Source organism: Acinetobacter sp. AR_0276, from assembly GCF_003000705.1.
GTDB lineage: Bacteria > Pseudomonadota > Gammaproteobacteria > Pseudomonadales > Moraxellaceae > Acinetobacter > Acinetobacter nosocomialis.
Genome location: NZ_PSQO01000004.1, coordinates 2,454,685 through 2,466,691, shown reverse-complemented (window position 1 = coordinate 2,466,691; position 12,007 = coordinate 2,454,685). Strand labels below are relative to the sequence as shown.

Below are 12,007 nucleotides of genomic sequence, written 5' to 3'. Positions count from 1 at the left end.
GTATTAAAAATGAATTTATTCCAAGTTAAACCAAACGAATTTGTCAAAATTGTTGACCTAAAAAAAGGTAACCAATATTTAGATAAAAATGATCCAGTTCTCGAACGACTTGAATTGTTAGGTTTCAGAATTGGTGAAACTTTACAAGTTCTAGCTAAGGGACTTTTCGGTGGTGATCCAGTATTGGTTCAAATTGAAACTTCTCGATTTGCGTTAAGAAAGAATGAAGCTGAACGAATTTTTGTAGAGATTGTTTCAAATGAACAGTAAAAATATTGCACTTATTGGTAACCCAAATTGTGGGAAAACATCTCTCTTTAATACTTTAACAGGTACTCGTCAAAAAGTAGCTAATTATGCTGGTGTTACTGTTGAGCGGAAAGAAGGTTTCTTTAAACTACCTTCTGGTGAATCAGTTCGAGTTTTAGATTTGCCCGGCACATACAGCTTAAAGCCTACGAGTCTAGATGAAGAGGTAACAAGGGCTGTATGCTTAGGTGAGCTTGAGGGTGAGGTTCTACCTGATATATATGTATGTGTGGTTGATGCCACTAATTTACATTTACATTTAAGTCTTGTGCTTGAAATAAGGGCATTGAATCGACCAATGCTTCTTGTTTTAAATATGATGGATGAGGTCAAAAAGCGTGGTATTTCGATAGATATTAATAAGCTATCAGAATTGTTGGGTATCCCTGTTATTGAGGCTGTTGCCGTTAAAACTAAAGGCGTGCAAGAACTACTAAATCAATTAGATCAAAAAAATCTATTTGTCACTCCTTATCATTCTGATCTGAATCATTTTGATCAGATTAAAAATATTACTAAACAGGTAATTTTAAAAAATGATAACGGTGATGCAAGAACAGCTTTCTTGGATAAAATTTTCTTACATCCTGTACTTGGTTTAGCCATCCTAACGCTTACCATGTTTGTCATGTTCCAAGCCGTTTTTATCTGGGCACAACCTTTTATCTCATTAATTGAAAATGCAATTGCTTGGTTAGGAGATACAATTGGCCCGCTTATTACTCATCCATTACTTAGAAGTCTTATTGTTGATGGGGTAATCGCTGGATCGGGTAGTGTTTTGGCTTATATGCCGCAGATCCTTATCTTATTCTTCTTTATTTTAATTTTAGAAGAATCAGGTTATTTGCCACGAGCAGCATTCCTTTTGGATAAATTAATGTCCAAAGCTGGTTTAAGTGGACGTTCCTTTATTCCACTATTATCTAGTTTTGCCTGTGCTATTCCTGGTGTCATGGCAACACGAAGCATTAGTTCGGAAAGAGATCGTTTAGCAACCATTATGATTGCGCCATTAATGACTTGTTCTGCAAGATTACCTGTTTATGCTTTGCTAATTGCGGCATTCATTCCAAACAAATTAGTTTATGGTTGGTTGAGCCTACAAGGTTTAGTTCTTTTTGGACTATATATGGCTGGAATTGTTTCAGCATTAGGTGTTTCTTTATTTTTGAAACTAGTTAGAAAAGATAAAACAGAAAGTATTTTTATCTTTGAGTTGCCTACTTATCGATTGCCAGATATTCGAAACGTTGCATTAGGACTTTATGATCGAGCTACGATCTTTCTAAAAAGAGTTGGTGGTATTATCGTAGCATTATCTATATTGCTTTGGGTGTTGGTTACGTTCCCTCAACCACCTGAGCATGCCACGATGCCTGCTATCAACTATAGTTTAGCTGGACAACTTGGACACATTATTCAGCCTATATTTGCACCTATTGGCTTTACTTGGGAAATCTGTATCGCATTAATTCCTGCTATGGCTGCAAGGGAAGTTGTCATTGCTGCTTTAGGTGTAATTTATGCTATGTCTGGAGATGAAGATACTGTAACTCAAACATTGTTGAGTCAAATCTCTGGTCCTGATGGTTGGGGGCTAGCTACAGGGATGTCATTATTAGTTTGGTACATTTTCGCACCACATTGTCTTGCAACATTAGCGACCATTCGTCGTGAAACTGGTAGCTGGAAACAGCCTGTTATTATGGCGACTTACTTATTTGGGCTTGCGTATTTCTTTGCCTTCATTACATATCAGCTTATTAGTAGACTTTAATCAAAATAAGAATATTTCATAAAGAAAAATGGATGCCTTCGCATCCATTTTTCTTTTAAGTATCAAACTGATTATGAGCTTTTTTTCACAGCAACAATAATCTGACTCTCACCCTCTATTTTTAATTCGAAGTCAACCTTTTCCCCTACAGTTAAACCATTCAATAATGCTGGATCTGCAACTTTAAAGCCCATGGTCATTGCAGGCCATTTAATTGCAGGAATTGCTTCATGGTCGAGTGTTAGAATATTTTCTTTCGTATCAATAGCAGTAATCACACCAACAGCTTGAGCTGTTGCAACTGTAGATGACTCTTTACTCATCTGCTCCATCGGTGCTTCCGATTTCTTTTGCTCTGATGCCTCATTTTTGCTACATGCACTTAACGCAGCAACAGTTGCAACAAGAGCCACAATTTTCATAAATTTCAACATAATAAAACCTCTTTTGACGAAATAATAAAACTATCAATTCTTTGATAGTTTTCTTTTGATTAAAAGCTGATATGCCGCAGGGATAACAAACATAGATAAGAGAGGGGCTGAAATCATGCCCCCAACCATAGGTAAAGCAATACGACTCATTAATTCAGAACCTGTTTCAGTCCCCAACAGAATAGGGATTAACCCCGCCAAAATGACAGCGACTGTCATTGCTTTAGGGCGAACACGTAGCACGGCCCCTGTATGAATTGCCTCATTGAGTTGTTGCTCTGTTAAGGATGCCGTTGAAGAAGATAGGCTTTGCTGTGCATGCTCAATTGCTTGCTTTAAATAGAACAACATGACTACACCAAACTCTGCGGCAACACCAGCAAGTGCAATAAAACCAACAGCAATCGCAACCGAAAAGTGATAATCACTCAAGTACATAGCCCAAATACCACCAATCAAGGCAAAAGGTAGTGTTGCCATAATCAGAACAGCATCTTGTACTTGCCTAAAAATCAAATAGAGCAATAGAAAAATGATCATCAAAGTAATTGGAATAACAACTTTTAAGCGAGCATTCGCACGCTCCATGAACTCAAACTGTCCTGAATAGCTAATGCTCATGGCAGAAGAACGTTTTACTTTTTGGTCTATGGCCTGCTTCAAATCTTGTACAACCGAAGCTAAGTCACGTCCTTGTACATCGACATAGACCCAACCACTTGGACGGGCATTCTCACTTTTAAGCATTGGCGGCCCATCTGTAATTTGAATATTCGCAACACTACTCAAGACTATTTGTTGACCAGATTCAGTTAGAATCGGTAAATTTCTTAAGGCTTCCAGTGAATCTCGAATCTCTCGTGGGTAACGTACATTAATGGGATACCGTGCCAAGCCTTCAACAGTTTCACCAATATTTTCCCCGCCAATCGCTGATGAGACGATTTGCTGTACATCTTTAATATTGAGACCATATCGCGCAGCCTGCATACGGTTAATATCAACATCAACATATCGACCACCTGTGAGCCGTTCAGCTAAAGCTGAACTAACACCGGGCATCTGTTTAGCCACTTGTTCAATTTGCTGTGCTACCCGATCAATATCTTGCAGATCATTTGCTGAAACCTTAATCCCGATTGGACTTTTCACCCCAGTTGCCAACATATCAATCCGGTTACGGATAGGTGGCACCCAAATGTTTGTTAAACCCGGTACTTGGACTGCCTTATCTAGTTCTTTTATCAATTTGTCAGGTGTCATACCTGAACGCCATTCAGACCGTGGTTTGAACTGAATCGTGGTTTCAAACATTTCTAATGGTGCAGAATCTGTGGCTGACTCAGCGCGACCAGCTTTACCGAATACTGTTGCAACTTCAGGAACGGTTTTAATCATTCGATCAGTCTGTTGGAGTAGCTCAGAAGCTTTTGCTGCGGACAATCCCGGTAAAGCTGAAGGCATATACAGTAAATCACCTTCATCCATATTGGGTAGAAACTCCCCACCTAACCGTGTTAAAGGGAAAAGACTAATAAGGAAAATTAGCAATGCACCAAGTAAAATTGTCTTTGGATGAGCTAAAACCTTATCCAACATAGGGCTGTATATTTTGATCAGAAAACGGTTCAGTGGATTACGCTGTTCAGAAGGTAATTTCCCTCGAATCCAATAACCCATTAAAACGGGAATCAAGGTAATGGATAAACCTGCTGCTGCTGCCATTGCATAGGTTTTAGTAAATGCCAGTGGTGAGAACAAGCGACCTTCTTGTGCCTGTAAAGTAAAAATAGGAATGAAGGATAAGGTAATGATGAGTAGACAGAAAAATAAAGTTGGCCCGACCTCACTGGCAGAACGTGTAATGATGTTCCAACGGACTTGTGCTTCCAAGACTTGCTCAGGATGTTCGTGTTGCCAAGTTTCGATATGCTTATGTGCATTTTCAACCATTACAATTGCGGCATCGACCATAGCGCCAATCGCGATAGCAATACCACCCAACGACATGATATTGGCATTTAGCCCTTGATAATGCATCACCAAGAAAGCAGATAAAATCCCAAGCGGCAAAGAAACAATAGCCACCATTGCTGAACGTAAATGCCAGAGGAAGAGTCCACAGACTAAAGCCACCACAATGAACTCTTCAATTAATTTATGGCTGAGATTTTCTACTGCTCTATCAATCAATTGACTGCGATCATATACAGGAACAACTTGTACACCTTTCGGTAGACTTTGTTGTAATTCAGCTAGCTTCGCTTTCACAGCAGTAATCGTTTCACGTGCATTTTTACCTGCTCGTAAAATCACGACACCCCCAACCGTTTCACCTTGCCCATTCAATTCACTGATGCCACGACGCATTTCTGGACCAAGTTGAATAGTTGCAACATCACCTAAAGAAACAGGAACACCGAAACTATTTGTTCGTAAAGGAATTTGGCGAAAATCATCTAAAGTTTTTAAATAACCAGAAGCCCGCACCATATATTCCGTTTCAGCCATTTCCAGAACTGAACCACCAGTTTCCTGATTAGCTTTTTGAATCGCCTCAATGACATTGTTTTGTGTGACACCTAAAGTAGCCATCTTGCTTGGGTCTAAGACAACCTGATATTGCTTAACCATTCCCCCAATTGTGGCAACTTCAGCCACGTTAGGTAATGTCTTCAGTTCATACTTTAAAAACCAGTCTTGTATGCTTCTCAGCTCCGAAAGATCATGCTGTCCTGTTGGGTCTACTAATGCATATTCATAAACCCAACCAACGCCAGTGGCATCTGGTCCCAATGAAGATTTCGCATTTGCAGGCATTTTCCCTTGAATTTGATTTAGATACTCCAATACACGAGAACGGGCCCAGTAAAGGTCAGTATGTTCATCAAAGATGACATAAACAAATGAGTCACCAAAAAAAGAATAACCGCGAACAGTTTTAACACCCGGTACCGATAACATGGTTGTTGTTAAAGGGTAGGTCACCTGATTTTCAACAATTTGTGGTGCCTGACCAGAAAAATTAGTTCGAATAATTACTTGTACATCAGACAAATCTGGTAATGCATCGACCGGAGTATTCTTTACGGCCCAAGTTCCCCAAGCAGCCAGAATTAAAGCGGCTAACAGGACAAATACACGATTCGCAATTGAAAAACGAATAACACGGGCAATCATAATCGTCCTCCCGTTTAGTTCTTCATAGATGTCATAGACATCTTGGAAATGTCAGAAATAACGTAAGTATCTCTAGCATGTGTAAATCTAAAACGGACCTGATCGCCTTGCTGAATTTGGGTAAATGGTTGCACTGGTTGTTTAAAGCTCATAGTCATAGCCCCCCAACCCAACTCAGGAATCGCCTGATGTGAAATGGTAATGTCTTGAGCTGTGACTTTTTCAACTTTACCAATGCCTTGATATATTGATGTCTTAACCACTTGGGATGAAGTCATCGATTGTCCAGTGTTCAGCTTATCCAATACACCTTGTAAATTTGCTTCAGAATCAATCAGGAATTGCCCTGAAATTACTACCTTCTGACCAGCTTTCAACCCTTGTAGAATTGCAATTTTATTGCCATCACTTTGACCTAACTGTACTACAACAGGTTCAAAACGCCCTTGCTCATGTCCCACAATGACAACGTTCCGAGTACCTGTACGTATAACAGCTTGCTCTGGTATAACTAAATTGCTTTGTGGGTTGTTGGAGAATTTAACAGAAGCAAACATTCCCGGCTTGAGCATTCCCTCTCTATTGGGCAACTCAATACGAACTTTTATGGTTCTACTCGTGCTATCCAAAGTTGGTAAAATATCAATAACTTTACCGGACACTATTTGAGGGTATGCAACAAAAGTAGCTTCAACTTTCATTCCCCGTTTTATCCCGGCAATTTGTGCTTCTGGAACAGATGCTTCTAACCAGATTGGGCTTATCCCCTTGATGGTGACAAGCGTTTGCCCCATAGCTAAAGCCATTCCATTGCGGACTTCTAACGAATCAATAAATCCACTCACAGGTGCACTTAAAGTCATATTGGATTGCACTAGATGTGTCCGCTCGACTTGATTAATCACATTTTGTGGGATTCCTAAAAGCTGTAAACGTTGTCGGCTTGCCTGAATAAGAGAACGATCTCCAGTTCGAAGTACAGCTAGAAATTCAGTTTGTTCTCCTGTCCATTCGGGTATTGAAATATCAGCTATGGGACTGCCTTGCGTCACCATATCCCCAACGGCATGTCCGTACACTCGTTGGACGAAACCACTTGCCCTTGTTTGTAAAATAGCTACCTGTCGTTCATTGGTCTGCAATATACCATTGGTTAACAAAGCATTTCCCATCACAGCTTGTTCGACTGAAGCATAACGGATTGCTAAATTTTGTTGGAGGGATGGATCAATCTTAACCGCAGGATAACTGTCTTCAGTCATCATAGTATTTTCATCTGCATATTTAGGAACCAGTTGCATGTCCATAAATGGCGATTTCCCCGGTTTATCAAAATGCTGTTCAGGTTTCATTGGGTCGTACCAATACAACACTTTGGCAGCCTGTTGCGGACCTGATTGAGAATTGTATTTCTGATGTGCAATCCAGTATCCAGCGCCACCACCCGCAGCCAGACTAATTACCGCAACGCCCATGACAGTAAGTGCTAATTTATTTCTTAACATTATGGCTGCCCCTCAACATGGTTTAAGGTCGGTTCTTCAAAGGCATAATAAAGTTGGGCTTTAGTCACAGCCTGTTGCTGTTGGAGATCAATGAGACGCAAACGCTGTTCTAAAAGAGCTTGTCGAGCAGCAATAACATTAGATAAATTACTTTTACCTGCTTGATAGCTTGCCAACTGTAAACCCACTTTTTGTTTAGCGAGTGGAATACTTGTTTGCATCGCACGTCTAATTTGCTGATCAAGTGCATCAAGATCGGATAACCCATCATCTAGCATAGTGAGATGGTCACGGTATTGGACTTCTTGATCGGCAGTAATCCTGTTTTGTTCGGCTAAAGCTGCCCGAATGAGTGGACTACTACGTCTTTTTGAAAACACAGGAAGCTCTGTTGTTAGTTGCACCCCGATCATATCGCCAAATTCGGGTGCTCGATGCTGATAAGCAAGTTCAATACCCCAATCTGGTTTCTGTAAAGCCTGAGCTTGCTTCAGTTTTGCTTCAGCAGTTTGCTTTTCTGCCTGAAATGCTTTTAATTCAGGATGTTGATGCAAATGATGATATAGCTTTGATCTATCAAGGTAGATAGATGGTGCTTGGTCAGGTAAGGTTTCAATTTGAGAGAGATTTTCAGTAGGTTCTGCACTGACTAACCGATGCAACTCCAACTTGGCTTTATTTAAATCACGAAGTAAATCATCCTTCTGGTCAAGCAATACCGTGGCTTCTTGTCTTGGATCAAGTGCATCGGCAATGATTGTACGACCAGAGATGACCTGTGTTTGAGTAATTTGAGAAAGTAATCGATTCTCTGAAAACAGTTCATCGTATAGTGCTAATTTACGTTCAAGATAAAAGCGCTTAAGCCAAGCAGATGCGACTTTCTGACGTAACTCAATACGCAGAATCTCAGTTTGAGCATTGGCCGAACCTAGTTCAGCTTTTGCTAAATCGACCTCAGCTTGTCTTTTGGCACGATTTGGAAAATCTTGCATCACGCCAATTTTTTGCATAGTCATACCTTCGCGTGTGACTGACCATGCGGCATCGCCGGATACAGGGTAATTATCTAAACCTACAAATAATTTAGGGTTGGGTAAAATACCTGAAGCTGAAACTACATTCTCGGCCCCTTCAATCTGGGCGCTATTTGCTCTTAGGGTAGGTGCATATTGCTCAGCGAGATTCAAAGCTGTATCCAAGGTCAGTGGCTGGGCATAAGCATGACCATAGGTCAAAGAGAAGCAAGCCACAGCAATTGACAATCCCCCCCATTTTCGAGACAGTTTTTCTTTATAAAAGTCCATATTTCTAGCTCTAAAAAGATGTACACGCGCGCGTGCAGAACATCCATAGAAAACTCTATGAATGATAAAAAAATCATCAGATTAGTTAGAGCGTGGGGGTTTCCATAAACCAGAAGGGTATGGAGAAGGAAGGTCTTGATCTGGAGAATAAAAAATAGATCGTTCTATTGGAGAGAACACAATTGAGTGCGAAATATCTTGAGCAATGTTGGCATAAGCAATCTTGGCAAAAGACATAATACAATCTTGCTCAGACATACATGATGGATCATGTACATCTTTTTTTATCTTCACCTCGGTTTTCATACAGTCAGTATGCATCATGCCCTGATTTGAAGACATTTCCATTTGCATGGATATCTGTTCAGATGGCATTAAACATCGCTTATGTACAGACGAAGCAGCAGCAGCCGATCCTACTAATAGGATAGCAAACGATAAAAACAGCGATAAGCATGTCTTTAACCACTGCATAAAGATAAGACCAAAATTTAAGCTTTTTTAGTTTTACAGATTCGAAAATAAATAGCAACAAGTTCATGAATGATAGCTTCGGCTATCATTCATGATACTAAGTCATATTACCTTAAAAAACTAATTCGATACCTGCACCATATTTCCAACCTTTTTCAGACTCAGTAGCTTCTTGCATAGTGGTAGCTTTTTGTCCTTTTTCATATTGATAAGCAATATCTACAAAAGGTCGGATTCTCTTAGTAACTTCATATCTGGTTTTAATACCTGTCTTTAATTCAGATAAACCTGATTTTGCAGCATAGTTAGAATTATCGCTAAACACAGTATCTACTTCGAGATAAGGTTGTGTGATCAATTTCTGTGTTAACAAGAAATCACGCTCGACTTCCAAGCTTGCTCCCCAGAAATTATTCTCACCACCGTACAAATAAGCTTGGGTTTCAAAGAAATAGGGAGCCAATCCCAATACGCCAATAACACCATCAACCCGATCACTATTGCTGTTATTTTTATCTTCACTATATCTCACCCCCGCCTGTACATCCCAGAAGGGTGCTACATTACGGCTATAAAGTGCAGACACATCATATTTTGGATCATGACTTTCTACTTTATCCAAATTTGCTTCAATAAATAGGCGATTTTCATCTGTGCCTATCAATGTTTCAATTTTCGATCCTAAAGTACCTTTGCCATCTTCATCCACAGTCCACTCATTCTCAAATTTAGTCGTTTGAAAAACTTGTCCACCATGTTCTTTCAGATGCTTATCATGATTTCGGCTATTAGATGTTTCAACTTCAAGACCTGCATTGTTATCTCCATCATTACCAGAAGTTGAATTTTGATAAGTATTACGGTCAACATAACCTAGCCCACCAGGCTCTTTTAACAGCATTTTCATACTCTCGGACTGAGAGGATTTAATACTATTATCCGTACGTTGAACATCAGTATTATTTGCAAAAGCTAGACCTGATAATCCAATTAAAGCTATAGATAAAAGTGTCTTAGAATATATTTTTTTAGTGGTGCGCATGTTGATTTACCCCCTTATCATTAGTATTAGGTTGAGTAACAACATCTTTCGAAGATGTACTATTACTATCGACATTTGCCACAATAAGTTTATTCATCATTCCAGCAGACATGTGATAGAGCAAATGACAATGGATGGCCCATTCACCTAACTCATCAGCAGTTAATAAAGTTGTAACTGTTTTACCTGGTGGAACAATTACTGTATGTTTATTCGGCATATTACTTGGATCTTGGCCATTTTCCAGTTGCATAAACATGCCGTGTAAATGCATTGGATGAGCCATCATACTGTCGTTAACAAATTTCAAGCGTATACGCTCACCATATTTCACTTTAAATGGTTCAGTTTCATTAAACTTCTTACCATTAATTGTCCAAATATAGCGCTCCATATTTCCCCCTAAACGGATTTCAATTTCACGTTCTGGAGCACGAGTATCTTTTTGAGGGGTTAAAGATTGTAGATCACTATATTGAAGTGCTTTTAGTCCAGCTGGGGTTGAGGCATTCGCCCATCCGTAAACCACCTCATCTGATCCAGAAGAGCTCATTGTTTTTGAAGACATGTCGTGATCCATGCCTTTCATCGAAGTCATGTCATGACTCATACCTTTCATTGAAGACATGTCGTGATCCATACCTTTCATCGAAGACATGTCATGATCCATACCTTCCATCGAAGACATGTCGTGATCCATGCCTTTCATCGAAGACATGTCGTGATCCATGCCTTTCATCGAAGACATGTCGTGATTCATACCTTTCATCGAAGACATGTCGTGATCCATACCTTCCATCGAAGACATGTCATGGTTCATTCCCATATCTTCCATCGTCAGTAAAGCACGGGGACGAGGTGTCGGCATCATTATATTTTTTACAGGTGAAGTATTTTCATCATGTAATGTACCGATAGAAAAACCACTTCGATCAATAGATTCAGCTTCAATCTGATAACTTGCTTGTTTCGGTTCTACAATAACATCATAAGTCTCAGCGGTTCCTATCCGGAACTCATCCACTGGCACGGGTTTTACTGGTTGTCCATCCGCGCTGACTACTGTCATTTTCAGATTAGGAATTCTTACATCGAACAAAGACATTGCCGAAGCATTGATAAAACGAAGACGTACTTTTTCTCCAGCTTTAAAATTTCCAGTCCAATTTTGTTCTGGAGTCTTACCATTCATTAAAAACGTATAGTTTGTTACATCAGACATATCTGTCTTAAGCATTCGCATCTGATTCCACATGGAACGATCTTTCCATGTTGCTTTTAAACCATCTCTTTTAATCTGCTTGAAAACATCAAAAACCGTTTCTCTTCGATTCTGGTAATAATCAGCTTCTTTCTTGAGATTACTCATAATCTGACCACTAGTAGAATTGTGAAAATCAGAGAGTAAGACTACGTAATCTCTATCAGCTTTTTCTCCAGCCGTTAAAGGAACTTTATTTTTGGGATAAATAACTAGAGGACCATACAAGCCATCTTGCTCTTGGCCTTTACTATGCGAGTGATACCAATAGGTTCCATTCTGACGAACCTTGAATTTATATTCATAGGTTTTATTTGGTGCAATACCATCAAACTTGTTGAACCCAGGTACTCCATCCATAATGCCAGGTAAAATTAAACCATGCCAATGAATAGATGAATCTTGGTTTTTCAACTTGTTGTGTACGCGAATAACGGCATCATCACCTTCCTCAAACTCAAGAAGAGGTGCAACAAACTTACCATTTACAGTAATTCGTTTTAGAGGCTTTCCTGTAATATTCACCGTCTGTTCAGCAATTGTTAAATCATATTCTTTAACCGCTGCCATAACCCAAGTCGACGAAAACAATCCGACTCCTATTAAAAGGACATGACTTAATTTTCTAGACATTTATTTTCACCTATCTATAGTTAATTGAGGGCTAAGCAGGTGGATAAAATACTTTCCCTCAATATCTTATTTCGCGTATTAA

The 12,007-nt window shown here is 39.6% G+C and carries 9 protein-coding genes; 2 read left to right on the top strand and 7 right to left on the bottom strand.

Features of this window, described 5'->3' with window-relative positions:
- Window positions 1–9: 9 nt before the first annotated feature.
- On the top strand, window positions 10–270 hold the full coding sequence (locus CSB87_RS12595; RefSeq protein ID WP_001048218.1) for a FeoA family protein: 261 nt from the start codon (window positions 10–12) through the stop codon (window positions 268–270).
- Complete coding sequence (feoB, locus tag CSB87_RS12590; protein WP_002061944.1) at window positions 260–2,089, top strand: ferrous iron transporter B; 1,830 nt, start codon at window positions 260–262, stop codon at window positions 2,087–2,089. The genes CSB87_RS12595 and feoB overlap by 11 nt, the downstream gene beginning before the upstream one ends.
- 71 nt (window positions 2,090–2,160) lie before the next feature.
- Here feoB and CSB87_RS12585 read toward each other — a convergent pair whose 3' ends face one another.
- The 7 genes from CSB87_RS12585 to CSB87_RS12555 all read right to left on the bottom strand — a co-directional run bounded on the left by CSB87_RS12585 (window position 2,161) and on the right by CSB87_RS12555 (window position 11,925).
- On the bottom strand, window positions 2,161–2,523 hold the full coding sequence (locus CSB87_RS12585; RefSeq protein WP_000911303.1) for a copper-binding protein: 363 nt from the start codon (window positions 2,521–2,523) through the stop codon (window positions 2,161–2,163).
- A gap of 33 nt (window positions 2,524–2,556) precedes the next feature.
- Window positions 2,557–5,703 (bottom strand): efflux RND transporter permease subunit, encoded by a 3,147-nt coding sequence (locus tag CSB87_RS12580; RefSeq protein WP_004883215.1) that lies wholly within the window; start codon window positions 5,701–5,703, stop codon window positions 2,557–2,559.
- A gap of 14 nt (window positions 5,704–5,717) precedes the next feature.
- Window positions 5,718–7,208 carry an efflux RND transporter periplasmic adaptor subunit gene (locus CSB87_RS12575; protein WP_004883216.1) on the bottom strand — a complete coding sequence of 497 codons (1,491 nt, stop codon included), beginning with the start codon at window positions 7,206–7,208 and terminating at the stop codon, window positions 5,718–5,720.
- On the bottom strand, window positions 7,208–8,515 hold the full coding sequence (locus tag CSB87_RS12570; RefSeq protein ID WP_000348404.1) for a TolC family protein: 1,308 nt from the start codon (window positions 8,513–8,515) through the stop codon (window positions 7,208–7,210). Before CSB87_RS12570 ends, CSB87_RS12575 begins: the two co-directional genes overlap by 1 nt.
- A gap of 81 nt (window positions 8,516–8,596) precedes the next feature.
- Window positions 8,597–8,989: a hypothetical protein gene (locus CSB87_RS12565; protein WP_004883218.1), complete on the bottom strand. Its 393-nt coding sequence runs from the start codon at window positions 8,987–8,989 to the stop codon at window positions 8,597–8,599.
- A 112-nt stretch (window positions 8,990–9,101) separates the two neighbouring features.
- Window positions 9,102–10,031, bottom strand: a complete 930-nt coding sequence (locus tag CSB87_RS12560; RefSeq protein ID WP_001260878.1) for a copper resistance protein B — start codon at window positions 10,029–10,031, stop codon at window positions 9,102–9,104.
- The gene (locus CSB87_RS12555; RefSeq protein WP_004883224.1) at window positions 10,018–11,925 is read right to left on the bottom strand and encodes a copper resistance system multicopper oxidase; all 1,908 of its coding nucleotides are present in this window, start codon (window positions 11,923–11,925) and stop codon (window positions 10,018–10,020) included. The genes CSB87_RS12560 and CSB87_RS12555 overlap by 14 nt, the downstream gene beginning before the upstream one ends.
- Window positions 11,926–12,007 lie beyond the last annotated feature (82 nt).

Excerpts from the sequence above, each read along its gene's own strand:
- CSB87_RS12575 (WP_004883216.1), bottom strand. The coding sequence starts at position 7,208 with ATGTTAAGAAATAAATTAGCACTTACTGTCATGGGCGTTGCGGTAATT.
- CSB87_RS12560 (WP_001260878.1), bottom strand. The coding sequence starts at position 10,031 with ATGCGCACCACTAAAAAAATATATTCTAAGACACTTTTATCTATAGCT.
- CSB87_RS12580 (WP_004883215.1), bottom strand. The coding sequence starts at position 5,703 with ATGATTGCCCGTGTTATTCGTTTTTCAATTGCGAATCGTGTATTTGTC.
- feoB (WP_002061944.1), top strand. The coding sequence starts at position 260 with ATGAACAGTAAAAATATTGCACTTATTGGTAACCCAAATTGTGGGAAA.
- CSB87_RS12595 (WP_001048218.1), top strand. The coding sequence starts at position 10 with ATGAATTTATTCCAAGTTAAACCAAACGAATTTGTCAAAATTGTTGAC.
- CSB87_RS12585 (WP_000911303.1), bottom strand. The coding sequence starts at position 2,523 with ATGTTGAAATTTATGAAAATTGTGGCTCTTGTTGCAACTGTTGCTGCG.
- CSB87_RS12565 (WP_004883218.1), bottom strand. The coding sequence starts at position 8,989 with ATGCAGTGGTTAAAGACATGCTTATCGCTGTTTTTATCGTTTGCTATC.
- CSB87_RS12555 (WP_004883224.1), bottom strand. The coding sequence starts at position 11,925 with ATGTCTAGAAAATTAAGTCATGTCCTTTTAATAGGAGTCGGATTGTTT.
- CSB87_RS12570 (WP_000348404.1), bottom strand. The coding sequence starts at position 8,515 with ATGGACTTTTATAAAGAAAAACTGTCTCGAAAATGGGGGGGATTGTCA.